General features: G+C 54.5%; 21 protein-coding genes. 3 read left to right on the top strand and 18 right to left on the bottom strand.

Going from position 1 to position 24,866, the window contains the following annotated elements; all coding sequences use genetic code 11:
- Positions 1-77: 77 nt before the first annotated feature.
- Both htpG and LG301_RS09795 read right to left on the bottom strand, forming a co-directional pair.
- Entirely contained in the window at positions 78-1,982 is a 1,905-nt protein-coding gene (gene htpG, locus LG301_RS09790; RefSeq protein WP_404470956.1) for a molecular chaperone HtpG, read from the bottom strand.
- Positions 1,983-2,082: 100 nt separating this feature from the next.
- Positions 2,083-2,430 (bottom strand): YkvA family protein, encoded by a 348-nt coding sequence (locus tag LG301_RS09795; protein WP_404470958.1) that lies wholly within the window; start codon positions 2,428-2,430, stop codon positions 2,083-2,085.
- 99 nt (positions 2,431-2,529) lie between these two features.
- Here LG301_RS09795 and LG301_RS09800 point away from each other — a divergent pair, with 99 nt between their 5' ends.
- Positions 2,530-4,479: a transglycosylase SLT domain-containing protein gene (locus LG301_RS09800; protein WP_404470960.1), complete on the top strand. Its 1,950-nt coding sequence runs from the start codon at positions 2,530-2,532 to the stop codon at positions 4,477-4,479.
- A 55-nt stretch (positions 4,480-4,534) separates the two neighbouring features.
- Here the strand turns inward: LG301_RS09800 and LG301_RS09805 are convergent, their stop codons facing one another.
- Positions 4,535-5,191 carry a LysE family translocator gene (locus tag LG301_RS09805; protein WP_404475225.1) on the bottom strand — a complete coding sequence of 219 codons (657 nt, stop codon included), beginning with the start codon at positions 5,189-5,191 and terminating at the stop codon, positions 4,535-4,537.
- Between the two features lie 133 nt (positions 5,192-5,324).
- Here LG301_RS09805 and LG301_RS09810 point away from each other — a divergent pair, with 133 nt between their 5' ends.
- Positions 5,325-5,528 carry a cold-shock protein gene (locus LG301_RS09810; RefSeq protein ID WP_404470962.1) on the top strand — a complete coding sequence of 68 codons (204 nt, stop codon included), beginning with the start codon at positions 5,325-5,327 and terminating at the stop codon, positions 5,526-5,528.
- A gap of 131 nt (positions 5,529-5,659) precedes the next feature.
- On the opposite strand, the gene LG301_RS09815 is transcribed toward LG301_RS09810, so the two are convergent.
- The 4 genes from LG301_RS09815 to LG301_RS09830 form a co-directional block, all read right to left on the bottom strand.
- Positions 5,660-6,430 (bottom strand): hypothetical protein, encoded by a 771-nt coding sequence (locus LG301_RS09815; protein ID WP_404470964.1) that lies wholly within the window; start codon positions 6,428-6,430, stop codon positions 5,660-5,662.
- A 68-nt stretch (positions 6,431-6,498) separates the two neighbouring features.
- Positions 6,499-7,452, bottom strand: coding sequence for a lipid kinase YegS (gene yegS, locus LG301_RS09820; RefSeq protein WP_404470966.1), 954 nt, complete (start codon positions 7,450-7,452; stop codon positions 6,499-6,501).
- Between the two features lie 39 nt (positions 7,453-7,491).
- Positions 7,492-10,122 (bottom strand): aminopeptidase N, encoded by a 2,631-nt coding sequence (pepN, locus tag LG301_RS09825; protein WP_404470968.1) that lies wholly within the window; start codon positions 10,120-10,122, stop codon positions 7,492-7,494.
- Between the two features lie 79 nt (positions 10,123-10,201).
- Positions 10,202-10,687, bottom strand: coding sequence for a YajQ family cyclic di-GMP-binding protein (locus LG301_RS09830; RefSeq protein ID WP_404470970.1), 486 nt, complete (start codon positions 10,685-10,687; stop codon positions 10,202-10,204).
- Between the two features lie 209 nt (positions 10,688-10,896).
- Between LG301_RS09830 and cobO the strand changes: the two genes are divergently transcribed.
- The gene (cobO, locus tag LG301_RS09835; RefSeq protein ID WP_404470972.1) at positions 10,897-11,496 is read left to right on the top strand and encodes a cob(I)yrinic acid a,c-diamide adenosyltransferase; all 600 of its coding nucleotides are present in this window, start codon (positions 10,897-10,899) and stop codon (positions 11,494-11,496) included.
- A 152-nt stretch (positions 11,497-11,648) separates the two neighbouring features.
- Here the strand turns inward: cobO and LG301_RS09840 are convergent, their stop codons facing one another.
- From LG301_RS09840 to LG301_RS09890, 11 genes are all read right to left on the bottom strand, one after another.
- Positions 11,649-12,944 (bottom strand): adenylosuccinate synthase, encoded by a 1,296-nt coding sequence (locus LG301_RS09840; RefSeq protein ID WP_404470974.1) that lies wholly within the window; start codon positions 12,942-12,944, stop codon positions 11,649-11,651.
- The gene (locus tag LG301_RS09845; RefSeq protein WP_404470976.1) at positions 12,944-14,137 is read right to left on the bottom strand and encodes an ATP phosphoribosyltransferase regulatory subunit; all 1,194 of its coding nucleotides are present in this window, start codon (positions 14,135-14,137) and stop codon (positions 12,944-12,946) included. The genes LG301_RS09840 and LG301_RS09845 overlap by 1 nt, the downstream gene beginning before the upstream one ends.
- Before the next feature lie 188 nt (positions 14,138-14,325).
- Positions 14,326-15,210 (bottom strand): protease modulator HflC, encoded by an 885-nt coding sequence (hflC, locus tag LG301_RS09850; protein WP_404470978.1) that lies wholly within the window; start codon positions 15,208-15,210, stop codon positions 14,326-14,328.
- Positions 15,211-16,479 (bottom strand): FtsH protease activity modulator HflK, encoded by a 1,269-nt coding sequence (gene hflK / locus LG301_RS09855; RefSeq protein ID WP_404470980.1) that lies wholly within the window; start codon positions 16,477-16,479, stop codon positions 15,211-15,213.
- Positions 16,480-16,647: 168 nt separating this feature from the next.
- Positions 16,648-17,958: a ribosome rescue GTPase HflX gene (hflX, locus tag LG301_RS09860; RefSeq protein WP_404470982.1), complete on the bottom strand. Its 1,311-nt coding sequence runs from the start codon at positions 17,956-17,958 to the stop codon at positions 16,648-16,650.
- A 37-nt stretch (positions 17,959-17,995) separates the two neighbouring features.
- Positions 17,996-18,244 carry an RNA chaperone Hfq gene (gene hfq, locus LG301_RS09865; RefSeq protein ID WP_009099947.1) on the bottom strand — a complete coding sequence of 83 codons (249 nt, stop codon included), beginning with the start codon at positions 18,242-18,244 and terminating at the stop codon, positions 17,996-17,998.
- Positions 18,245-18,395: 151 nt separating this feature from the next.
- On the bottom strand, positions 18,396-19,334 hold the full coding sequence (gene miaA, locus LG301_RS09870; RefSeq protein ID WP_404470984.1) for a tRNA (adenosine(37)-N6)-dimethylallyltransferase MiaA: 939 nt from the start codon (positions 19,332-19,334) through the stop codon (positions 18,396-18,398).
- Positions 19,335-19,365: 31 nt separating this feature from the next.
- On the bottom strand, positions 19,366-21,255 hold the full coding sequence (gene mutL, locus LG301_RS09875) for a DNA mismatch repair endonuclease MutL (protein ID WP_404475227.1): 1,890 nt from the start codon (positions 21,253-21,255) through the stop codon (positions 19,366-19,368).
- Positions 21,256-21,301: 46 nt separating this feature from the next.
- Entirely contained in the window at positions 21,302-22,780 is a 1,479-nt protein-coding gene (locus tag LG301_RS09880) for an N-acetylmuramoyl-L-alanine amidase (RefSeq protein ID WP_404470986.1), read from the bottom strand.
- Positions 22,771-23,268, bottom strand: coding sequence for a tRNA (adenosine(37)-N6)-threonylcarbamoyltransferase complex ATPase subunit type 1 TsaE (gene tsaE / locus LG301_RS09885; protein ID WP_404470988.1), 498 nt, complete (start codon positions 23,266-23,268; stop codon positions 22,771-22,773). The genes LG301_RS09880 and tsaE overlap by 10 nt, the downstream gene beginning before the upstream one ends.
- Positions 23,269-23,279: 11 nt before the next feature.
- Positions 23,280-24,773 carry an NAD(P)H-hydrate dehydratase gene (locus tag LG301_RS09890; protein ID WP_404470990.1) on the bottom strand — a complete coding sequence of 498 codons (1,494 nt, stop codon included), beginning with the start codon at positions 24,771-24,773 and terminating at the stop codon, positions 23,280-23,282.
- Between the last annotated feature and the right edge of the window lie 93 nt (positions 24,774-24,866).

Raw genomic sequence — 24,866 nt, forward strand, 5'->3', positions numbered from 1 at the left:
ACTCGTAGGTTGCACACCTTAGCAAACTAAACGGCCCGCTTGGGTTTCAAGCGGGCCGTGGCAGCATTAGCTGTTCATCACGCAGTTAATACAGTGTTAAGCCGTTTGACGTAGGCGGCCGGATCATCCAGCTGCCCGCCTTCGGCGATAATCGCTTGGTCCAGCAGGATATGGGCTAACTGGCCAAACAGGTCACCCTCGGCATTTTCCAAACGCGCAACCAGAGCGTGGCTGGGATTTAGCTCAAGAATAGGCTTCACGTCGGGCAGCTTTTGACCAGCGGCTTCCATAATCCGGCGCATCTGATAGCCCATCTCGTGCTCCGGCAGCACCACACAGGCAGGCGAGTCGGTCAAACGGTGCGTGATTTTCACCTCTTGAACACCGTCGCTCAGCGCTTCCTTAACACGCTTAACCAGGTCTTCTTTTGCCTTGGCGGTCTCTTCCTGGGCTTTTTTCTCGGCTTCGTCCTCGACATCGCCCAGATCCAGCTCGCCTTTGGCTACATCCGCGAACGACTTGCCGTCAAACTCCGTTAGGTGGCTCATCAGCCACTCGTCAATGCGGTCAGAGAGCAGCAATACCTCAATGCCTTTCTTACGGAAGATCTCCAGGTGCGGGCTGTTTTTCGCTGCGTTAAAGCTGTCCGCTACCACGTAGTAGATCTTCTTCTGGCCCTCTTTCATGCGCTCGACGTAATCCGCCAAGGAGTGCTCTTGGGCAGCCGTATCGGTATGCGTGGAAGCAAACCGCAGAAGTCCAGCGACTTTCTCGCGGTTAGCGAAGTCTTCACCCGGCCCCTCTTTCAACACGCTACCGAAAGTGTTCCAGAAGGTTTGATACTGCTCTTTATCCTTGGAGAGCTTTTTGAGCATATCCAGCGCACGCTTGGTCAGCGCCCCTTTGATCTTGTCGACCTTGGGATCCTGCTGCAGCAGCTCACGGGAGACGTTCAGCGACAAGTCACGGGTATCCAGTACGCCTTTGATAAAGCGCAGGTAGAGCGGCAGGAACTGCTCGGCGTCATCCATGATAAAGACGCGCTGAACATAGAGCTTCACACCGCGTGAACCGTCACGGTCAAACATATCGAACGGCGCACGACCCGGCACATACAGCAGGCTGGTGTACTCTAGCTTGCCCTCGACCTTGTTGTGGCTCCAGGTGAGCGGGTCGCTGAAGTCATGAGCAACGTGCTTGTAAAACGCTTTATATTCGTCGTCGGACACCTCGCTCTTCGGGCGTGCCCACAGCGCAGTGGCTTCGTTGACAGTTTCCCAGGTAGTCACTTCACTACCTTCGATCTCATTGCCTTCGTCGTCTTTTGCCGTTTCAGTTTTCGGCATGCGCACTGGCACTTCGATATGATCCGAGTACTTACGCACTAGGCTTTGCAGGCGGTAGTCGTCGGCGAACTCTTTAGCATCCTCTTTCAGGTGCAGAGTAATTTCGGTGCCATGAACCTCGCGCTCAATATCAGCAACGGTGAACTCGCCCTCGCCTTTTGAGCGCCACTCAACCCCCTCAGACGCTGCCGTGCCTGCTTTACGGGTACGTACTGAGACTTCATCAGCAACGATAAAGCCTGAGTAGAAACCGACACCAAACTGACCGATCAGCTTGGCATCCTTCTGCTGCTCGCCGGAGAGCTGCTTGAGAAACTCTGCGGTTCCCGAACGTGCGATAGTACCCAAGTTGGCGATCACGTCTTCACGGTTCATGCCAATGCCGTTATCGCGCAGGGTAATTGTGTTGGCGTCGCGGTCGTGCTCAATTTCGATGCGCAGCTCGCTATCGCCTTCGTACAGCGCGTCATTGTCCAGCGCGGCGTAGCGTAACTTGTCGCAAGCGTCTGCGGCGTTGGAAATCAACTCGCGTAGAAAAATCTCCCGGTTAGAGTACAGGGAGTGAATCATCAAGTTTAGGAGCTGCTTAACTTCCGTTTGAAAGCCAAGAGTTTCTTCGTGGGTCGCCGTTGTCATGCGCTTAGCCCTCATTGTTCACGTTTTATTGAATGCTTCCACCTGTGGGAGGTGGAAGCGAAAAAGATGTGAACTCAATATGGGGTTAAGCAACGCAATTTCAAGAAGGTGTGTGCGAAGAAGCCGTGGCCGCCTCGCCGGCAAATTTCCATGCGCGATAATCGGCAAGCTGTGTATCAACACGGTTCAACAGCCAGCCCACAATTAAGACATCATCGACAACACCCAACAGGATCAGGAAATCGGGTATTAAATCGAAAGGCATCACGAGATATGCAAGCGCCAGCACTATAGTGCCAAACGCCGCCCAAGGAACGGGCCTGAAGTCTCCCCGGAGCACATCGCGCGTCATCGGTAAAAAAAGTTTTAGCGCACGGAAAATCCTTTTTATCGCCCAAGCGCGCGTTTTTAGTCGACGAAACAGCCACCAAGTGGATAATCGTGCCATCGTAATTGAATCCTCCAAGTGTCACGATTGTCAGAACGTTGTTCACGCTTTAAGTTCACTATAGCGGCGTTTAGCCGCTAGCCAGCAAGAGGACGTGCCATGCAGGCTTCGCCATTTCGTTCCACCCTTCGCAGCCTGTGTACGGCTGTATTGGTAGGGTTACCTGTTGTTTCTTGGGCATCCTCTGACGCCGCGATGCGCGATGCACTAGAAGCCGCGCGTCAGCAGCAGTGGCAGCAGGTGGATGAGCGTGCGATTGAGGGGCATGTTCTTGAGGGCTACGTTGAGTATCACCGCTTACGCGGTCAATTGCCGAATGTTTCGTCTAGTGAGGTACAGCGCTTCATAGACCAGCACGCCGACTCTCCCCTGTCGGAGTGGATGCGCGGTCAAGCCATCGCTCATTATGGCTACGCAGGCCGCTTTGGGGATTTACTCGCCGTGGCTGATGGTGAACCCGAAGGCACCGCACGCCAATGCTATTACTACACGGCCCTGCTGGATAGAGAGCCTCAGCTAGCGAAAGAAGCAGGCCTTGCTCTTTGGCGGGTAGGCAGCTCGCAGCCGGATGCCTGTAATGCTCTTTTCAACCGCCTGAGGGCTGATGGAACCATTGACGCTACCGCCATTTGGGAACGCAAGATGCTGGCGTGGCAGTCAGGTGAGGAGCGCTTGAGCAGTTACTTAGGCGGGCTGCTAAGCGATCAGTGGCAAACGGCCCGTAACACGGTTGCCTCAGTAGATAACAATAGTCAGGCGCTGACCACAGCGCCGGCATGTCTTGGCCCAGAGTGTGCAGCCACCGCTGCTTTTTACAAAGCCGCCATGCAACGCTTCACGCGAGAAAACACTCCAGGCGCCTTTGCCGCTTGGCAGGACATGCGGCCACGCTTGAACTTAGCAGCCGCCGATCAACAGGTAATTGAAGAAGAACTCGCTTTTTATGTCTTGGTACGCGATGTGCCGGGCACTCTAAATTGGGTCGACAGTGTATTACCCAGCTTGGAAAGTGAACGTGTACTGGAGCTTCGGGTTCGCCGCGCCCTGGCCGAGCGCCAATGGGCAGACGTTATGCACTGGATTGCAGAAATGCCCGCCAGTCAGGAAGAGAGCAGCCGCTGGCAGTATTGGCTGGCAAGGGCGAATCAAGCACTTGGCAACCAGGACGCTGCCGATGCGCGCTATCGTCAGGCAGCCACCGACCGCAGTTTCTATGGTTTTGCCGCTGCTGAACGGCTGAACCAACCCTATCAGCTCAACTTAGAGCGTAACCACTTTGATGAGGCCTCCAGAGAGCTAACAGCCCAGCTACCCGCCGTTCAGCGCACGGAGGCTTTACTGCGCATTGGTGAAGAGGGGCTTGCCAACAGTGAGTGGCTGCACGCTGTCCGCAATGCCCCGTCTCAACAGGCGCGTGCGCTTGCTGATTATGCTGCACACCAGGGGTGGCATGCTCGCCTCGTGCAAACCACCATTGCCGCTGAGATGTGGGATGCTCTCGACTGGCGCTTCCCCCCCGCTTATCGAGATAATTTTTTACACTGGGGACGCTTAACCGGTGTCGATCCGTACTTACTCATGGCTATTACTCGCCGCGAAAGCGCCTATAACCCAGTCGCTCTTTCCCCCGCAGGTGCGCGCGGTCTCATGCAGTTGATGCCCGGTACCGCCAGCCAGGTTAGTCGTCAGCTGGGCCTTAACGACCCCGGCCCCTACGGTGTCTTAGAGCCAGAGCTTAATATCCGCCTAGGCAGCACTTACCTGCGCGACAAGATCGAACGCTACCAGGGTAACCGCCTAGCCGCTGCAGCCGCGTACAATGCTGGACCTGGGCGGGTAGATCAATGGTTGGGTAACGGTGTTGAGTCGTTCGATTTATTCGTCGAAAGCATCCCGTTTCGGGAAACTCGCAACTATGTGCAAGCCGTCCTGACTTATCGCGTAATTTTCGAAAGCTTAGCCAATGGCGGTAATAGTGAAGGTGTATCGCTGCTCAGCGAGAACGAGCAGGACGTGCGCTATGATCGGGCGCTACTCGTTCGTCGTTAATCACTTACTCATCGTTAATCATTTAGCTATCTTAATGGCCGCTACCAGCGCCCGGTTAAACCGGGCGCTGCTCTAACGCTAAGCGCACACCAAACATGATCAGTACAGCACCTGTGGCGGCATTAAGCGTTTGCGCAAACCGGGGGCTGGCCAGCCATTTGCTTGCCCCCCCGACCATAAGAACCACGCTAATTTGCCAGATATTAGCAATCACAAAGTGAACACCGGCTAACCATAACGACTTCAACAACGCGGGGTCGGTTGGCGCGATAAACTGAGGCAAAAACGCCATATAGAACACCACCGTTTTCGGGTTCAGTACATTAGAGAGCAACCCCTCTTTTACCGGCTGCCAGATGGACACTGGCGATGCCGACTGTAGAACGCTTTTAACGGGTAGCGCCCTACCGCGGCGAGCTGCCAATAGGCTCGCCACGCCTAACCAAATCAAATAAGCCGCCCCGGCAAGCTTAAGCAGATGAAAAGCCCACGCCGACTGAAGCAGAATGAAAGAGATCCCCAGCGCCGAAATAGTGGCATGCACAAACAGCCCGCAGCAAATCGCAACGCTCGTTACTACTCCATCGCGGACGCCACCGCGAGCGGTGTTACGTATTACCAGCAGGGTATCCACCCCTGGGCTTATCGAAAGAAGCGTAATCGCAAGCAAAAAAGGTACGAACTGCCCGTCAATCAAGGTCGTTTGCAGCATCATGTAAGCCCAATAAGTTAGGAGGCGTTGCTTATTCGTCGCTGGACGCGCTACTTCTCTGCGTCTAGAGTCATTTTGAGACGCAAGCACGTATCGTGCTTGCACATCATTAAGCATATTAAGGACATGAGCAATGGCAACTGGCACGGTCAAGTGGTTCAACGACACCAAAGGTTATGGTTTCATCTCTCCCGATGACGGTGGTGATGACCTATTCGCTCACTTTTCTGAGATCCAGGCAGATGGCTTTAAAACGCTTCCAGAGGGAGCCAAGGTTAGCTTTGACGTGACGCAGGGTAAAAAAGGCTTGCAGGCGTCAAATATCCGCGTGGTCTAGTCGTAACGACAGGCTATCAAAACGGACTTAACCTCACCTTAGCGTCTTAAAACAGTGGGGATACTACTGCCTAAAATACATTAAGGCCCGCAAAACGGGCCTTAATGCACCTGTTAACACATCAAAAACAGTTATTGAGTGGCGTTTAGGCCTTCAAGCTCTGCTTCGGCATCTTGTGCGCTCTCCTCTGAATTATTCCTCTCTATGATTTCAGCACCGCCGTCGCGATCTCGCTCTATTTCCTCAAACTGCTCGTTTAAGCGCTGCTGTGCTTCTTCAAAACGACGTTCGGTATCTTCAATCAATGCATCGACATCCGTCGATTCTAGGTCGTCTTCCAAACGCGAACTCTCTGGCAAGCTGCTGTCCGTTTCCCAACGGGTAGGAAGATCTTCGCTCTCCATTGGCTCCAACGTTGTGGACTGTTGCTCTACTTCCTGAAACTGCTGCTCTAACTGCTGCTGAGCCTCTTCAAAACGGCGTTCGGTTTCAGCGATAATGTCGTCCACATCCGAGCGGGTTGTTTCCCCTGGCATGGCACTTGTTTCATCTAACGCATCTTCAGGGTCGGTGGCTAACGTATCCTCACCCGCCTGTATCTCTTCTGCTTCTTGGGGCTGTTCCGCCAACGTATCATTATCGTCCGCGCGAAGTGTTTCGGCTTGCTCTAGCTCCTCTGCCGCTTGACGCGCTTCAACACTATCCTCCATCTCTTCAGGCTCTGGCATTTCAGCAGCGTTCTCTGCTGCTGCAGGCGCATCTTCATTTTGCACCACCTCATCATCCGAGAGGGATGACGCACTCTCTTCAGGGGCGACAGCAGGCTCTTCCTGACTGTCACCACAGGCACTTAGCAGTAGTGCCAGGGCAGCAAGCGCAGGTATCCATAAACGATTTACCATCGAACCATTCTCCTCAGGTGGCTTTAAATATAATTCTAACAGCCGATAAAAGGCGGTCGCATTGAGTCTTAGTTATTTGCTACCAACAGCGGGCACTTATCAGGCAGCAGAACTTTCAGCGCCAGCGGCACCATTTCAACGGAGAAGCGGTCGTAATGCCGCGCCTCCCCGTCCAGTGTTAACGGCCAGGGAGGGTCATCCTGTTGAGTCGTGACGGTTAGCTGACTGACCGTGAAATAACTCACATACCGGCCCTCTTTCGGGAATTGTTGCAACTCAGTGATTATCTTCGGCAGCTGTAAAACAGAGGTAAAGTCCTTAACCATCAACACGTCCAAACGCCCGTCGTCCAACTTAGCGTTGGGCGCTAAAACTTGACCACCGCCCGACTGACGACCATTACCCAACGCTAACAGCAATAGCTCAGCGCAACGCTCCTCCTCCCCCCAGTGCAAGGTGCCACGATAACTTCGGTGTCTCCACGCCTTAAACGCACCCATGAGCGAATAAGCTCCCCCACCCAGCATGCGCTTTAGCGTTTTGGGTGTGGTTGAGGTAATTTCAGCCCCAAAGCCACCGGTCATCATGTTGATGTAGTAGCTGGTAAAACGCTCATCATCCGCTTCTGCAGACACGCGCAGCACATCAATCGGTGACGGCGAAAGCGTCAACGCTGCGGCTAAGGCAGGCCCTGGTTCCAGCGGCAGACCCAAAGACGTCGCAAAATCATTGGCGCTGCCAAGCGGCACAATACCGAGAGCAGGACGCTGATCCTGCGCTAGCTGCATTAAGCCATTCACCACCTCATTGACCGTGCCATCGCCGCCGCAAGCCACCACACACGTTGCGCCCAGCTCAACCGATTGGGCCGCAAACGCAGCAGCGTCGCCCCCCTCCCAGGTAGAGCGAACGGTAATATGCGTGCCTGCTTTCCTTTGCTCTTCAACGGCTTCGCGAAGCGCCGGATTACCGGCAGACTTACCATTAATGATGAGTAGATAACGCTGCTGTGAATCGTTCACCTAGGTTTTCCCTTTCCATGGTTAATTCGCTGCTATCTATCAGGCCAGCGCCTTCTCAACCACCTCAAACACATTTGATGATAGCGGCTCGCGCTTAATGCGCTCGAGCTGCTCACGCATTAGCTGTTGACGCTCTTCATCAAAACGCTGCCAACGTGTTAGTGGTGTAATTAAGCGTGCCGCTATCTCGGGGTTTAAGCGGTTAAGTTCGATCACCACGTCTGCCAGCAGCGCGTAACCTTTGCCATCTAAACGGTGGAAGTTAACCCTATTCTGAGCAAATGCCCCAATTAGAGCACGCACCTTGTTAGGGTTTTTGATGGAAAAGGCTGGGTGCTGCATTAAGTACTCAACTCGCTCAAGGACATCTTGCTGCGGCCGAGATACCTGAATAGTAAACCACTGATCCATCACTAACGGGTCGTGCGCCCACTTCTGCCCAAACGTTTTAAGCGCAGGTGAGGCAAGGTCGTCCCGGTCGCTATGCACCAACAGGGTTAACGCATGGCGAACATCGGTCATATTGTGATCTGCAGCAAACTGGGCCTCACACAATGCTAGCCCCTGCTCATCTTCAATCGACATTAAATATGTAAGCGCTACGTTTTTAAGGCTCCGCTGAGCGATTTGCTCTGGCGAGGGTGCATAGTGCTCATCACTAACGTTTTCGTTATAGGTTGCTAGAAACTCATCGCGCAGCGCGATGGCCAGCGACTGGCGCACAAATTCACGGGCCGCATGAATCGCATCTACATCAATGATGGGCTGCTGTTCAGCGATGTATGCTTCTGAGGGTAATGTGAGCATCTCCGCCAGCACCGCTTTATCACTCACTTCACCGGTTAGCAGCGTTCTAAACGCTTCCACTACACGGCTATCCATGACCTTTTCGACACCGTTACGGTGGGCAGCGATAAGATCATCCAGTGCCAACATGGCCAGACGCTGACCTGCATCCCAGCGGTTAAAGCCATCACTATCGTGCGTAAGTAGGAAGGCTAAATCCTCACGGGAGTATGGGAAGTGCAATTTTACAGGTGCCGAAAAATCGCGCAGCAGTGATGGTACCGGCGCTTCGGCCACATCGGTAAACACGAAGGTTTGCTCGTCATCTCGAAGGTGGATAACCGCGTCTTTGCCTAGCTTTTCACCATCTAGAGTAAGCGTAAGATCTTGCCCTGACTTCGTGCCCACCAAGCCCATTCGAACGGGAATGTGCAGCGGCAATTTATCAAGCTGACCAGGAGTAGCCGGCGTGCGCTGGCGAAGCGTGAGGTGGTATTCGCCATGGGCGTAATCATACTCACCACGGGCATCAATTTCCGGCGTGCCTGCTTGGGAGTACCAACGCATGAACTGGCCTAAATCAGCGCCCGAGACCTCTGCCATGCAGCCAACAAAATCTTCAATGGTGACCGCCTGACCATCAAAACGCTCGAAATAGAGATCCGAGCCACGACGAAAATCTTCCCAACCTAGTAAGTTACGCAGCATGCGCACCACTTCTGCACCCTTTTCATAAATGGTCAGGGTGTAGAAGTTGGTGATCTCAATAAAATGATCGGGGCGTATGGGGTGCGCCGTAGGGCCTGCATCTTCAGCAAATTGAGCAGTGCGGAAAAACGACACGTCTTGAATACGCTTTACCGGTGCTGAGTTGGTATCTGCTGAGAAGCACTGGTCGCGGAACACCGTAAACCCCTCTTTTAGCGAGAGCTGGAACCAGTCACGGCACGTGACGCGGTTACCTGACCAGTTATGAAAGTACTCATGGGCAACGATACCTTCGACGTTTTGAAAAGCCGCGTCGGTTGCAGTATTGGGGTGCGTCAATACCGCCGCGGAGTTGAAGATGTTTAAGCCCTTGTTCTCCATCGCGCCCATATTGAAGTCGTTGACCGCCACGATCATGAACAGATCCAAATCGTACTCACGGCCATACGTCTGCTCATCCCAGGTCATGGCACGCTTGAGTGAGGCCATGGCATGGTCGGTTTTATCCAGGTTCTCTTCTTCCACCCAAAGTTGAAGCGTAACGTCACGCCCGCTCATGGTGGTAAAGTGGTCTTCTACTTTGCGCAGATCACCGGCTACCAGCGCAAATAAATAACAAGGCTTAGGGTGCGGGTCTTCCCATATCACGTAGTGACGACCGCCTTCTACGGTGCCCTTATCCACGGGGTTGCCGTTAGCCAGCAGCACGGGTTCGCTAGTGGCATCACCCACCACGGTAACCTTAAACGTTGCCATCACATCCGGGCGGTCAGGGTAGAACGTTATCCTTCGAAACCCCTCCGCTTCGCACTGGGTACAGTACATACCGTTAGATTGGTACAGGCCCTCTAGAGCGGTATTCGTGCTAGGGGAAATTTCCACAACGCTTTCCAAGCAAAACGCTGCAGGCACATTTTCAATGCGCAGCGTTTCGCTATCACGCTGATAATCGGTGTCGGTAAGCAGCCGACCATCAATCGCGAGCTTAACGAGCGTCAGGTGCTCGCCATTAAGCACCAGCGGGGCTGCGGCGTCGGCCTCAGCGTGGCGCTCAATCATTAATCTTGCTTTAACGCGAGTCGTAGTGGGGTCAAGATCAAACGTCAGCTCGGTATGGGTAACGTGGTAGGCGGGCGGCTGATAGTCGCTTAAATAAACCGGCTGCGGATCAGACATAGTGCGAAACTCCTTTGAGTTTTGAGTCGGTGGATAGCGCCGTTACGGGCGCTATCGCAACAATTGAGTGAAGCACGAATTAATCGCGAAAATTATCAAACTGCAGCGGCAACTCGGGTCCTTCTTCGCCACGCAGCAGCGCCATAACGCTTTGTAAATCATCGCGCTTTTTACCCGTAACGCGTACTTTTTCCCCCTGGATTTGGGCCTGCACTTTCAATTTGCTACCTTTGATGCGTTTCACCACATCTTTGGCTTCCGCTTGGTCTAGCCCTTGCTTGAGTACCACTTCCTGGCGTGCTTTAACACCTGAGAGCACAGCGTCTTGAATATCCATGCAACGAGCATCAATACCACGAGCGATCAAACGGTTACGCAGCACTTCGATCATTTGTTTAAGTTGAAAATCGACTTCGGCCTCTAGCTGGACTTTCTCGCCTTCAAGAGCAAAGCTGGCATCAACTCCCTTGAAATCAAACCGGGTTTGAATTTCGCGATTTGCTTGATCGACCGCATTGGACGCTTCGTGCTGGTCAAACTCAGACACAATATCAAATGATGGCATGGCATTATTCCTAACAAGATATGACCCACTATTCTAGAGCAGCAAGCCCCCACGCGGCCAATTCTCTTCCTGAACAAAGAAATTTTAGGCTGGAAATCTTCGACAAAGCAGCGCATATTTTTATACAAAACCTATGCACATTAGTGTTAATTGCTTAAAAATCGCTTAACCTAGCCATCGCTAAGTTAATCAAACACCCGGGAGCCACAATGAGTGATCGTGATACACGCCATAAGGCGTCCATGGAAAAACTGAAAGCTCGCGTTGATGAAAAAGTGGCTAATGCGACTGAGCAGCGCGGTCTGCTACTTGTAAATACAGGCAATGGGAAAGGTAAAACAACGGCAGCTTGGGGCACCGTTACTCGGGCATTGGGGTACGGCTATAAGGTGGCGGTCGTGCAGTTCATTAAAGGCCAATGGGAGTGCGGCGAGCGCGACCGCTTGGCAGAAGACCCCAATTTAAGCGTTGAAATTATGGCGACTGGCTTTACCTGGGACACACAGGATAGAGAGGCCGATACCCGAGCTTGCCAAGCCGTATGGCAAGAAGCGGAAAAAATGCTCGCCGATCCGGACACCTACTTAGTCGTGCTGGATGAAATTACCTACATGCTGAAGTTTGGATATTTAGATATTGCCACGGTTAAGCAGGCGCTTATCAATCGGCCTAACGAACAAACCGTGATCATTACTGGCCGCAACGCCCACCGTGAACTCGTCGACATGGCAGACACAGTGACTGAAATGCAGGAAGTACGCCATGCGTTCAATAACGGCTTACAGGCTCGACGTGGTATCGATTTTTAGAATGCCGGGGCGCAGAGACACAGTAGCTAACAAGCAATAGCTGAACACAACAGTTAAAAAACAAGAGAGGGGCGATTACATCGCCCCTCTCTGTAGTGACCCTATTTATGTGACTTCGCTTACCTATTTATACTGGCAATGTGAAGACTTGCTTAGTCATGAAACGGGTTACGCAGCACAATCGTTTCGACACGGTCAGGCCCAGTGGAAATAATATCAATACTGGTGCCTACCTGCTCTTCTAAGAAGCTGATATACGCGCGAGCGTTAGCAGGTAAATCCTCTACTCGCTTAGCGCCCAGCGTAGACTCTTTCCAGCCCGGTAAATCTTGGTACAGCGGCTCGATAGCCTCGTAGCCTTCCGAATCAACCGGATTATCCAGCACTTCACCATCTTTACTACGATAGCCAACGCACACACGGATATTTTCCAGGCCGTCCAGTACATCAAGCTTGGTTAAGCAAATACCCGATACCGAGTTGATTTGCACCGCATGGCGCAGCGCGACGGCATCAAACCAGCCACAGCGACGCGGGCGACCAGTGGTGGCACCAAATTCGTGGCCACGCTCGGCCAGGTGGCGACCGTCAACGTCAAATAGCTCGGTGGGGAACGGGCCAGAGCCAACGCGCGTGGTGTACGCCTTAGTAATACCCAGCACGTAATCCAGGTATAGCGGCCCAACGCCTGAACCGGTTGCCGTACCACCAGCGGTGGTGTTAGAGCTGGTCACGTAGGGGTAAGTGCCGTGATCAATATCCAGTAGCGAGCCTTGCGCGCCTTCAAACAGGATGTTCTCACCGGCTTTACGCAGGTCATGCACCATGCTGACCGTATCGCTAACCATTGGGCGCAGCTCTTCAGCCATCTGCATCGCGCTATCCAGCACTTCCTGGAAATCTACCGCTGGTTCACCGTGGTAATTCACCAGTACGAAGTTGTGGTAATCCAGCACTTCGCCAAGCTTGGACGCGAAACGCTCGCGGTGAAGCATATCGCCCAAGCGCAAACCACGACGCGCTACTTTGTCTTCATAAGCGGGGCCAATACCACGACCAGTGGTACCAATTTTGGCAACGCCACGCGCTTTCTCACGCGCTTGGTCTAGACGCACGTGGTAAGGCAAGATAAGCGGGCACGCAGGGGAGAGACGCAGGCGTTCGCGAACGGGTACGCCCTTCGCTTCCAGCTCGCGGATCTCTTTGATCAATGCTTCCGGTGACAGCACCACACCGTTACCAATCACACACGTTTTCCCCGGGCGCAGAACGCCAGAAGGAATAAGGTGTAGAACGGTTTTCTCACCATCGATCACCAGCGTATGACCCGCATTATGCCCGCCTTGGAAGCGAACAACCGCAGAGGCTGACTCAGTCAGTAGGTCGACAATTTTACCTTTGCCTTCATCGCCCCACTGGGTACCCAGGACTACGACATTCTTACCCATTATGCACTCGTCTCTTGTGTCAGGGCCGCTGTCTGCCAACGGCCATCAATAAACTCAAGACGGCGGTCACAGTTGTGCTCCGCCGGCCCTGTACGCTGCCCTGGCAGCGCTTGAATTACGCGTTCACCCTGCTCACGCAGCGCGGCAATGGCAGCGTTAAGCGACTCTTCTTCTTGGGCAGGTGCCCAAATTGCACCTTGGCTGGGCGATGCCAGCGCCAGCGATGCCAGTTGTTTCAAGTCCATGGAAAAACCCGTAGCTGGCCTTGCACGGCCAAACGCACGCCCAGTATCATCATAGCGCCCGCCTTTGGCTAGCGCATGGCCGTAGCCAGGCACATAAGCCGCAAATATCATACCGGTATGGTATTGATAGCCACGCAGCTCTGCTAGGTCAAAATAGAGCGACACGTCAAAGCGTGCCAGCACCCCTTTGTAGAGCGCCTCTAATTGGTCAAGCGCTGCAGACACTGGCGCAGGCGCACCGGCAAAACGCTCGCGGGCTTCTCTTAGCACACCGGCATCACCATGCAGCTCACCCAGCGCTATTAACATATCGGCTAAGGCTGGGTCTCTCACGCTGGCGTTAACCTGCTCAGCCAACTGCCCAGGTGACTTTAACGCTAGCGCTGCAAACAGCCCACGCTCCTGCTCATCATTCAACGCGGCTGCTTCCACCAAACTTCGGTAGATACCAATATGGCCCAACGCCAAATGCACTTCTTCAGCGCCGGCGGCTTTCAAGCTAGACAGCGCTAGATGAATGATTTCGCTGTCAGCTTCTAGTCCTGCATGGCCAAACAGCTCAACGCCTACCTGAACCGGGCTACGCCCGCCCTGGTGCTGATCCGCTTTGGCACGCAAGACGTTGGTGCAGTAACACAGGCGAACCGGCCCTTGGCGCTTTAGCGAATGAGCGTCCATGCGCGCTACCTGCGGGGTAACATCAGCAGATGCCCCCATCATGCGGCCCGTTAGTTGATCCGTCAGCTTAAACGTTTGAAGATCTAAATCAGTACCGGTACCGGTGAGCAAAGAGTCCAAAAACTCCACCGGAGGCGGCATTACTTGGTCGTAGCCCCAGCAATGGTAAAGATCAAGCAGCGCACGGCGCAGCTCTTCCATGCGGCTTGCCTGAGGCGGCAGCACCTCATCCATGCCGTCGGGCAGTAGCCAGCGGTCAGCGATGGTCATGTGAACAATCCTGCGAGACGATGAAGGCCCTTTCTAACGACGCCACCAACAGCCTCACCGGGCACTGCAGGTAAACGTTCACGAAACGAGGGCCACAAAAAAACCGGGCGACGCCCGGTTAATTAAGTCTATCACGTTTGCGGGCCAGATAAACCCCGCACATTGAGGCGGGGCTTAGGCGTGCAAACTTACTCGCCGTTGCTGGGAGCAGCACTGCGCAGATAGCGGAAGAAATCACTATCTGGCTCAAGTACCAGCAAGTTGTTATCGCCAGCGAAACTTTCTCGGTAAGCGTTCAGACTACGCCAAAAGGCGAAAAACTCTTCGTCTTGACTGTACGCCTGAGAGAAAATCGCGGCCGCTTCTGCATCACCCTCACCACGCAGCGTTTCAGAGCGCTCGTTAGCTTGGGCGAGTAGCACTTGGCGACGACGATCCGCATTGGCGCGAATCCGCTCTGCCTCTTCCTGACCCTGAGCACGCCACTCGCGGGCTTCACGCTCACGCTCAGAGCGCATCCGGTCAAAGACGGCGGCTGAAACGTCTTGCGGAAGGTCGATGCGCTTGATTCGAATATCACGAATCGCCACACCCAACTCATCTCGCATCAGCGCATCAAGCTCAGAGGTAGGCCCAGTCATCAGATCATCGCGACGCTCTGCAATAATCTCTTGCAAGTTAAGACGACCAAACTCGTTACGCAGGCTTTCGTCAACACGCGGCTGAATCAAGCGAATCGCCATCAACTCGTCACCGGCCGTGGCCTCGTAGTAACGCGTTGGGTTGATGACCTGCCACTTGACGTAAGAATCGACAATTACCGCTTTCTGCTCAAGGGTCAGATAGCGGCTGGTATCGGTATCCAGAGTCAGTAAGCGGGTATCAAACTTACGAATGGTCTGCGCGATAGGGATTTTTACATGCAGCCCTGGCTGGATGTTTTCTTCAATTACCTCACCAAAACGCAGCTTAACAGCGCGTTCGGTTTCATCCACCACATACAGGCTGTTGCTGGCCAACCAAGCCACGGCAGCAAGGCCACCTACGATTAGCAGGGATCGATTATTAATCATTTAGCGGCCCTCCCTGCGAATGGAGCTATTACTCGACGACGACGAACTGCCCTGACCGGTGCGTAGGGAATCCAGGACACGCGGATCAACCGTCTCGCTGTTATTACTGTCGCTGTTATTGCTACTAGCGCTACTGCTACCTGAGCCGCCTCTCATTTGATCTAACGGCAGGTACATCAGTGGCGCATTTTCGCCAACATCCAACAACACCTTCGGAGTATTACCGAATACTTCTTCAATCGCATCCAGGTACATACGCTCACGCATAATGGCAGGCGAATTACGGTACTCGGTCAACAGTGCGTTAAAGCGGTTAGCCTGACCCTGCGCTTCAGCGACCACTGACTCGCGGTAACCTTGGCCTTGCTCAACTACGCGCTGCGCCTGACCTTGGGCAGCCGGGATGATCGCATTGGCATACGCCATGCCTTCATTGATGGTACGCTGACGATCTTCGCGGGCACGAATAACATCGTCGAACGCATCAATCACCGGCGCGGGCGCTGAGGTCGACTCAATGTTAATGGTTTGAAGACGAATACCTGCACCATAGGCGTCTAGGTAGGTTTGCAAGCGGCTTGCGACCGAGCTACCCAGAATTTCACGACCTGAGGTTAAAATCTCAATCATATCCGTACCGCCCACCACGTGACGCAGCGCCGAATCCAGTGCGTTCTCAATGGAGAGTCCCGGATCACGAACGTTGAGCACGAAGTCACGCGGGTTGGCAACCTGGTACTGCGCAGATATTTCGACTTCTACGATGTTTTCATCGCGGGTAAGCATAGACTGGGTTTGTGAGACAGAGCGTACTCGCGTCACGTTGACCATTCGCACGTCGTCAATCAACGGCGGGTTCCACTGCAAGCCAGGATCGACGATACCTTGGTATTCACCAAAACGAAGCACAACACCGCGCTCAGATTGGTCAACCAAATAGAAGCCAGATGCCGCCCAGATAGCCAGGGCAACCACTACCAGCAGGCCAGGCAGAGCTAAGGTATTGCGGGGTTTGCCGCCATCACCTTTACCGCCACCCGTGCCTTTACCACCACCGCCACCTTTCTTGCTACCGCCCAACATACCGTTAAGCTTGTCTTGGAACTTCTTCAGGGCTTCGTCAAGGTCAGGTGGGCCTTGGTTATTGCCGCCGTTATTACCTCCATTATTGCCACCATTACCGCCACGATCGCCGCCGTTATTACCGCGTCGGCCACCGCTGCTCCAGGGGTCGTGCTGGTTACCACCACCAGGCTCGTTCCAGGCCATACTTCGTCTCCACTAAGGTGTTCACCTGCACGCGACCTCGGCTGCCGCTGGGGTCGCCGTGCTTTTTAATATTATTACTGTATCAATCTTGTACCATTTTTCTACAAGTAAGTAGACAAAAACTGATAGCGGAAATATTGTGAATGCCTGCCAGTTCAGCGGCAGCCGCTACCACTCATCGGTCTCGCGCAGCGTTTCAGGTAAATAGGTGTTAGCACGCTCACCCAATTGAGCCATTAACTGGTTAAAGTCACGCCGCGGCAGACGCACATCCAATACGGAGTGCCCTTGCTCGTCAAACGTCTCTTCTCTCACGGCGTTTAACTCGTGAAGGCCCGCTCTTAATCTGCCCTGCTCAGGCGAGAGCGTCAGCGAGAAGCCAATCACATCGTTTGCCAAGCGCTCAGTGAGAGCTTCATGTAGCAGCTCTAACCCCTGCCCTTGCTGGGCAGATAGCCAAACCACTTCCGGCGTGCCCTGTCCGTCGCGCTCAATACGCGGCGCGCTGTCCAATCTGTCGATTTTATTCATGACCTTAAGAACCGGCACACTATCGGCGCCGATCTCTTCAAGAACGCGATTCACTTGCTCTACGTTCAAGTCTCTATCAGGATCAGCCGCATCAATAACGTGCACTAGCAGCGTTGCTTCAGCAGCCTCTTGCAAAGTGGCACGAAACGCCTCGACCAACTTGTGAGGGAGATGACGAATAAAACCTACTGTATCCGCTAATACAACAGGACCAACATCCTCGATTTCAAGGCGTCTAAGCGTTGGGTCCAGCGTTGCGAAGAGCTGGTCAGCAGCGTACACCTCAGCGTTCGTCAATGCATTAAACAGCGTTGACTTTCCCGCGTTGGTATAGCCTACCAGCGATACACTGTGAATCTCTGCCCGAGAACGAGCTCGCCGATTCTGCTCACGCTGACTGCGCACTTTATCAAGTCGCTTATGAATAGACTTGATGCGCACTCTTAAAAGACGGCGGTCAGTTTCCAGCTGGGTTTCACCCGGGCCACGCAGGCCAATACCGCCTTTCTGGCGCTCAAGGTGAGTCCACCCACGAATAAGGCGCGTGGACATATATTCAAGCTGGGCAAGCTCTACTTGCAGCTTACCTTCGTGTGTTCTTGCCCGTTGCGCAAAGATATCAAGTATCAAGCCGGTACGGTCAAGCACACGACACTTGAGCTCGTGCTCAAGATTGCGCTCTTGGGAAGGTTTTAACGAGTGGTTGAAGATCACCAGTTCAGCCTCGTGAGCTGCGAGCATTGCCCGCAGCTCTTCCAACTTACCTGTCCCTACAAACGTTCGGGAGTCAGGTCGTTGGCGGCTAGCTGTGAGCAATGTCGCAGGCTCTGCACCAGCAGAGCGCACGAGTTCCAAGAACTCACCCGGGTCTTCACGTGCTTGTTCATCATGAAAATCAACGTGAACAAGAACTGCCGTTTCACCGGCATCTGGGCGTTCAAAAAACAATCAATACCTCATTCGGCTCTCTTGCTATCCAGCGGGATTAGATGTCCGCGTCAGGCGCGGCGGGATCTTGTGCTGGCAGGCGCACATTGCGCGAGGGCACGACCGTGGAAATAGCGTGTTTATAAACCATCTGACTGACGGTGTTACGCAACAAGATGACAAACTGGTCAAACGATTCAATCTGGCCTTGCAGCTTAATGCCGTTTACCAGGAAGATGGAGACCGGAATGCGCTCCTTGCGCAAAATATTCAGGTACGGATCTTGAAGGGACTGCCCTTTGGACATGTTGCTCTCCCTAAACTGTCGTTGGGGTTGGTTATTAATGGCGTGCCCAAACTGGTGCTACGCCGCAATCTTATTGCCCGAAAGGCTGGGTGTTGTCACTGGAGCCAACCGGCCGCTCGAAAACACTCACTTACGAACTCACTATCTTACGCTAAGCACCGCTTTCACGCACGAATTTCAGCACCTTATCCAAAGCATCTGGCTGCTGCGAATCTATCCATGTCAGCGAGGGCCAGCTTCTCAACCACGTTAATTGCCGTTTGGCAAGCTGGCGTGTCGCAATAACGCCGCGCTCTAATAGAACCGCCTTGTCATACTCACCGTTTAAATACTCCCACACTTGCCGGTAGCCTACGCTCTTCATCGCAGGCAGCCCCAAATGAAGGTCAGTACGCTTTTTGAGGGCAGCCACCTCATCTATCAAGCCCTCATCCAACATTGTTTTGAAACGTTGAGCAATACGCTTATGGAGCACTGAACGATCATTAGGCGCTAGCGCTATGGACAGCACTCGCCACGGAAAGGTTTCCGGCTTCTGTTCTGCCCATAAGGTGCTCATTGGCCGACCGCTGGCGTAATACACTTCTAAGGCACGCATTAAACGCTGCGGATCATTAGGATGTATACGCGCCGCGGAGACAGGATCAACCTCAATAAGCAAACGATGTAAGCCTTCAAGCCCCTCTGATTGGCGCTGGGCCTCCAGGCGTTGACGAATGGCGTAATCGGCAGCTGGTAAATTCGCCACCCCTTCAACCAAACGTTTGTAGTAAAGCATGGTACCGCCTACTAGGAGGGGAACCTCACCTTCCGCGCTAATTTGCCGCATCTCTTGCAGTGCATCTTCACGAAAATCTGCTGCGGAATAGGGCTGAGCGGGGTCACGAATATCAATCAGCCGATGCGGAGCACGCGAAAGCTCTTCTGAACTAGGTTTTGCGCTGCCGATATCCATTCCACGATAGACCATGGCAGAATCAACGCTAATTATTTCATGCCCTAGTCGCTCATGTAACGCGATAGCAGTATCTGTCTTGCCTGCTGCCGTAGGCCCCATTAAAAAAATAGCCAAGGGGCGTTTATCCGCCATTAGCTCGCAGCCCTCCATATCTATCGCCTTTTTATTGACCGCGCAGAAACAGCCGGTCGAGTGCCTTCATACTCATTTGCGTCCAGGTCGGGCGGCCGTGATTACACTGATCGCTACGTTCTGTGCGCTCCATGTCCCGCAATAGCGCATTCATTTCATCAAGCGTTAACCGTCGGTTAGCACGTACGCTGCCATGACAGGCCATGGTGGAAAGTAGCTCATGAATGCGTGCTTCCACTTGATGCGTTCGGCCAAAGCGCGCAAGCTCCTCAAGCATTTCACGCACCAACGCTTCTGGATCGGCCTGCGCCAGTAGCGCGGGAAGTTGCCGCACCAGTAGCGTTTCTGGCCCTGCTACGTCCAGCTCCACGCCTAGCTGGATAATGGCATCGCGCTCGCTCTCGGCGGTAGCAACTTCACTACGGCTCGCTGCCAGCGAAACCGGCACCAAAAGTGGTTGCGCATCAATGCCTTTGGCAGCTGCCAGCTGGTTTTTCATACGCTCATAAACGATGCGCTCATGGGCCGCGTGCATATCCACCAGCACTAATCCCTGAGTGTTTTGCGCCAAAATATACACCCCATGCAGCTGGCCTAACGCAAAGCCCAGCGGTGGTGCCTCGGTGGCATCATAGGCGGGCATCACCTGCGGCACTTCTCGCACCGCCGTGGCGGTCGGGTGCTGGCTGGGCGGACTCGGCTGGGGGGTAAGCAGCGTCTCTTCGTGATCCGGATGCAGCGCTTGATACCCTTGCATAAAGCGGCGCACACGCTCAGCACCAGGGTGTCGCCCCTGGCCTTCTGATAGCGCCATGCCCTGCTGCTGCCAGCGTGGGGTTGGCTGCTCTGCTTGGCTGGGCGGGTCGGATTCAGGCACTTCTAACGTCTGAGCGTCTGACGGCGACTCCTCCTCGGAGGGTTTGGAAGCCGCTAAGCAGTGGTGCAAACTGGAGTAAAGAAAATCGTGCACGATGCGCCCATCACGGAAGCGCACCTCATGCTTGGTAGGATGAACGTTGACGTCCACTACATCAGGATCTAGCTCCAGATAGAGGACAAACACGGGATGCCGCCCGTTGTACAGCACATCACGGTAAGCCTGGCGCACCGCATGAGCCACTAAGCGGTCACGCACGACGCGCCCATTGACAAAGAAATACTGCTGGTCGGCTTGAGAGCGGGAGTGGGTTGGCAAGCCTACCCAGCCGCTGAGCCGCAGGCCGCCCGCTTCGCGCTCAATATAGCGGGCATGTTCGATAAAGTTTTTGCCCAGCAGCGAGGCAATGCGGCGTTCGCGAGCAGCAGGCGTATTGCCAGGTGGAAGCTGGTGAACCACTTTTTGATTATGCCGCAACACCCATGCAATATCGTAACGAGATAGCGCCTGACGACGGAAGGCTTCTTCCACATGGGCAAACTCGGTCTTTTCGGTGCGCAAAAATTTACGCCGTGCCGGGGTGTTGAAAAACAGATCGCGCACGGCGACGCTCGTGCCACGGGGGTGTGGCGCGGGTGTTACCCTTGCCTCCATACCCCGCCCTTCTGCCACCACCCGCCAGCCCTGGCGTGGGTCTTCGTCCGCATTGGAGGTTAACTCTAAGCGCGAGACGGAGCTGATAGAGGCAAGCGCCTCCCCACGAAAGCCAAGCGAACTCACCCCTTCGAGGTCTTCAAGACTGCTGATCTTACTCGTGGCGTGTCGCGCAAGCGCCAGCGGCAGGTCTTGCTCGCCAATACCAATACCATCGTCGCGCACCTTAATGAGCCGGGCTCCACCCTGCTCGATCTCCACCTCAATGCGCTGGCTACCCGCATCTATAGCATTCTCAATAAGCTCTTTAGTCACTGAAGACGGTCGCTCGACGACCTCCCCAGCGGCTATTTGGTTAGCCAGCCTGGGGTCAAGCACATGGATACGCATTGGCGTAGCGATCAGTTCAGTCAACCGGCACCTCAAAGAGTCATTATCATGAACTAGGAATACGTAACACTTGGCCAACCCGGATCACATCGCCATTCAGGTCATTGGCCTGCTTTAGCTGATTGACAGGCACCCCATGACGAACGGCAATGGCTGACAACGTATCACCTGATTGGATGCGGTACTCGTTACCGCTTGGTCGGCCCTGGTTATCGCGCTGCCAAGCCAATAGGCTCGCGGGTGGCGGATTACGCTCGAAATGTTCGCGCATCCCGCTGAAAATAGCCGTGGATAACCCCTGCTGATGAACGGGATCGCGTAGGCGCCGCTCTTCGTCTGGGTTGGAAATAAACCCTAATTCAACCAGCAAAGAGGGAATATCCGGTGACTTAAGCACCATAAAGCCCGCTTGCTCCACTCGGGACTTGTGCAAACGATTGATCCGCCCTAACTGCTCTAGCACCTGCCCCCCGATGGAGAGCGAATCATTTAACGTGGCTGTCATCGTGAGATCCAACAACACCCCGCGCAGGACTTGATCCTTGTCACGCAGAGAAAGGCTGCCATCAACCCCGCCAATCAAGTCTGCACGGTTTTCACTATCAGCAAGCCACTGGGCCGTTTCAGACGACGCCCCCCGCTGAGAGAGCGCATACACCGAACTGCCTTGGGGCCTCGGACTCGTGAAGGCATCGGCATGAATAGAAACAAAAAAGTCGGCTTTCTGCTCTCTAGCAAGCTGCGTGCGCTGACGCAGGCCTAGGTAGTAATCACCATCGCGGATTAACACCGCTTTAAACCCTTGGGCTCTATTGATCTCAGCTGCCAGGCGCCGCGATATTTCCAGCACAACGTCTTTTTCTCGGGTCCCCGCAGGGCCAATCGCACCGGGGTCTTCTCCCCCGTGACCTGCATCAACTGCAATAATGATATCGCGCCGCGGATGTGGTTGTGCAGGCTGAACTTCCGCCGGACGCTGCTCAGCAGGTGGCGCTGCTTGGCTGCCTGGCAGCTGCGCAGTTGCCTGCACACCCGCCCGCTGCGCCATGATCTCTTGATCACGTATCATCGCCTCAATAGGATCAATCGGGTTTTCTACCGCGCTTTCGCCCGGATACTCCAAATCAACCACTAAACGATGGCCATATTGATCGTTAGGAGGCAGTGTAAAATGTCGCGGCGATATAGTCCGGTTCAGCTCTAAAACAACTCGCAGGCCACCGCCGTCTCGATTGCCGGTACGGACAGCATCAATGGCGCTGCCCTCCAGGGGCAGCGTGGAGACATCGGTATCCAGGCGGCTTTCTTCAAGATCAATGACCAAACGTGCCGGATTATCCAGCGAGAAAACATTGGCCGACGCCGCTGCCGAAAGATCAAACACTAATCGCGCATGATCAGGAGCAGCCCATAAGCGCATACTTTCAACCGTTGCCGCTTGCAACGCTGAAACATTCGCGACAAGGGCCAAGCACCCCGCCACTAGCGTACGCCTTAGGTGCTTGAGCGTGCTGTTCATGTCCATTGAGTCACACCGTGCTCCTGTTGCATCTCATCAGCTTGCTTGGCAAGGGTGTTAAGCACGCGCTCACCGATGGCACTGCCTGCAACCAACAGCGCCAATCGCCCTTGATCAGCCACGCTAAGTGCAATGCGCAGGTCTGGGGCAGGAAGCCAACCTTCACCACGGCTTGGCCACTCGATAAGACAGAGCGCATCGTCAGCCAGCACGTCTCGCCCCCCTATAAACTCAAGCTCTTCAGGGTCAGAGAGTCGATACAAATCTAAGTGGTAAATACGCTGCTCGGCGAGCTCATAAGGCTCAACCAGGGTGTACGTGGGGCTTTTCACCGCCCCTTGGTAGCCGTAGGCCCTTAACACGCCGCGCGTTAGCGTTGTTTTTCCAGCCCCTAAGTCGCCCTCTAAATAAACACGCCCAGAGCCTTTTAGCGCCAGCCCTAATGCCTCTCCGAAGGCAACATGAGCCCTTTCATCGTTCAATTGCACTTGCATGTCGGACGCCTTCACGGGTTAATTAATGCTCGTGCATAGGATGCCAGATCACTTGCCAGCAGACCACGTTCGCCCTCTGCTTTTGCCGCTTCGTCTCCGGCTAGGGCATGGATCATCACGCCTAACCAAGCAGCTTGCTCACTACTATGATACTGGGCCATCAGGGTGCCCAACATGCCACTCAGCACATCCCCCATACCACCGCTGGCCATGCCGGGATTACCATAAGGGCATACCACTAGGCCTGTTGGTCCAGCCACTAAGCTGCCCGCGCCTTTCAATAACACAACGCCACCCCGTGCGCGCTGCAGCGCCTGCGCCGCTGCGGGGCGGTCTGACTGAATATCAGCCACTGTACATCCCAAGAGCCGCGCGGCTTCGCCGGGATGAGGTGTTAACACCCAGTCGTCGCGCCGCAGATCCGGCCAATGGCGGGCCAATAGATTAAGACCGTCGGCATCCACCACCAGCGGTGCCTGTGACTGCAGAGCGCATTGTAACATCGCCTGCCCCCACGCCCCCTGCCCCAATCCCGGGCCCACTACCACGACATCGGCCTGACAGGGCAGTTCACTTGCCTCAGCCGCGCCACGCACCGCATGAGCCATTACTTCCGGGCAACGCACTAAGCTCGCCGTTATATGATCAGGCGAAGTGGCTAAACTGACTTTACCAGCGCCTAACCGTGCCGCCGCCTGGGAAGCAAGCAACGCGGCTCCCCCAAACCCCGGCGCGCCCCCCATTACCAACACATGGCCCAGGTTACCTTTATGACTGGTTCGGGAGCGCGGCGTAAAGGCTGACTGCAGCAGTGTATCGTCTAACCGCCAAGCCGTTGGCGGAATGTCAAAAAACACCTGAGCCTTCACCCCTAACGGGCGAAAGTCTATCTCGCCGGCATAGGCAGGCGCGTCACCGGTATGCAAACCAATTTTGTCGCCAATAAATGTCACCGTGCAGGACGCTTCAACCGCCACGCCCAGTACGGCACCGCTATCAGCCGCGATCCCTGACGGTATATCCAGCGCCAGCACTGGCTGTTGGGCAGCATTAATTGCCTCAATGGCTCGGCGTGTCTCACCTTCTACATCCCCCGTCAGCCCCGTTCCCAATAGCGCATCCACAATCACATCGCCAACCAGTGCGGTACCCGCCTGCCACGCCTCGCAGCCTACGCCTGCGGCAGTCGCAAGCGCTGCCGCCCGTGCAGCATCATTTTTTAATTCATTCAGCGGCTTAAGCGTGATGCGCTGTACTTTTAACCCCGCCTGCATGGCCAGGGCTGCCAGCACGTGGCCATCGCCTCCATTATTACCACCACCGCACAGCACAGTGACGCTGCGCGCCTGGGGCCAGCGAGAGCGAAAGCTGTGCCACGCGCTTGAAGCCGCGCGTTGCATTAGGGCAAAACTTTCAATTCCCCCGGCAATCGTCCGGCGATCGAGCTCACGCACTTGAGCCGCTTTATAGAGGGGGCGTAGAGAAGAAGTACTTAACGTGGGCACGATCTCTCCTTAATCTAATGACGGCGCTAGCCGGTTTACGGCAAATTAGCAGTGATATGGCGTAGATGTTCTATCGACATTTTGCGATGACGT

The sequence above is a fragment of the Vreelandella venusta genome (assembly GCF_044809155.1).
Taxonomy (GTDB): Bacteria; Pseudomonadota; Gammaproteobacteria; order Pseudomonadales; family Halomonadaceae; genus Vreelandella; species Vreelandella venusta_B.

What these genes read in the sequence shown, in the direction of transcription:
- cobO (WP_404470972.1), top strand. Translation starts at nt 10,897, where the DNA reads ATGAGTGATCGTGATACACGCCATAAGGCGTCCATGGAAAAACTGAAA.
- miaA (WP_404470984.1), bottom strand. Translation starts at nt 19,334, where the DNA reads ATGGCGGATAAACGCCCCTTGGCTATTTTTTTAATGGGGCCTACGGCA.
- LG301_RS09800 (WP_404470960.1), top strand. Translation starts at nt 2,530, where the DNA reads ATGCAGGCTTCGCCATTTCGTTCCACCCTTCGCAGCCTGTGTACGGCT.
- hfq (WP_009099947.1), bottom strand. Translation starts at nt 18,244, where the DNA reads ATGTCCAAAGGGCAGTCCCTTCAAGATCCGTACCTGAATATTTTGCGC.
- LG301_RS09805 (WP_404475225.1), bottom strand. Translation starts at nt 5,191, where the DNA reads ATGCTGCAAACGACCTTGATTGACGGGCAGTTCGTACCTTTTTTGCTT.
- LG301_RS09815 (WP_404470964.1), bottom strand. Translation starts at nt 6,430, where the DNA reads ATGGTAAATCGTTTATGGATACCTGCGCTTGCTGCCCTGGCACTACTG.
- LG301_RS09810 (WP_404470962.1), top strand. Translation starts at nt 5,325, where the DNA reads ATGGCAACTGGCACGGTCAAGTGGTTCAACGACACCAAAGGTTATGGT.
- hflK (WP_404470980.1), bottom strand. Translation starts at nt 16,479, where the DNA reads ATGGCCTGGAACGAGCCTGGTGGTGGTAACCAGCACGACCCCTGGAGC.
- tsaE (WP_404470988.1), bottom strand. Translation starts at nt 23,268, where the DNA reads ATGCAAGTGCAATTGAACGATGAAAGGGCTCATGTTGCCTTCGGAGAG.
- htpG (WP_404470956.1), bottom strand. Translation starts at nt 1,982, where the DNA reads ATGACAACGGCGACCCACGAAGAAACTCTTGGCTTTCAAACGGAAGTT.
- LG301_RS09830 (WP_404470970.1), bottom strand. Translation starts at nt 10,687, where the DNA reads ATGCCATCATTTGATATTGTGTCTGAGTTTGACCAGCACGAAGCGTCC.
- mutL (WP_404475227.1), bottom strand. Translation starts at nt 21,255, where the DNA reads ATGCGTATCCATGTGCTTGACCCCAGGCTGGCTAACCAAATAGCCGCT.
- hflC (WP_404470978.1), bottom strand. Translation starts at nt 15,210, where the DNA reads ATGATTAATAATCGATCCCTGCTAATCGTAGGTGGCCTTGCTGCCGTG.
- LG301_RS09880 (WP_404470986.1), bottom strand. Translation starts at nt 22,780, where the DNA reads ATGGACATGAACAGCACGCTCAAGCACCTAAGGCGTACGCTAGTGGCG.
- LG301_RS09840 (WP_404470974.1), bottom strand. Translation starts at nt 12,944, where the DNA reads ATGGGTAAGAATGTCGTAGTCCTGGGTACCCAGTGGGGCGATGAAGGC.
- pepN (WP_404470968.1), bottom strand. Translation starts at nt 10,122, where the DNA reads ATGTCTGATCCGCAGCCGGTTTATTTAAGCGACTATCAGCCGCCCGCC.
- LG301_RS09795 (WP_404470958.1), bottom strand. Translation starts at nt 2,430, where the DNA reads ATGGCACGATTATCCACTTGGTGGCTGTTTCGTCGACTAAAAACGCGC.
- LG301_RS09845 (WP_404470976.1), bottom strand. Translation starts at nt 14,137, where the DNA reads ATGACCATCGCTGACCGCTGGCTACTGCCCGACGGCATGGATGAGGTG.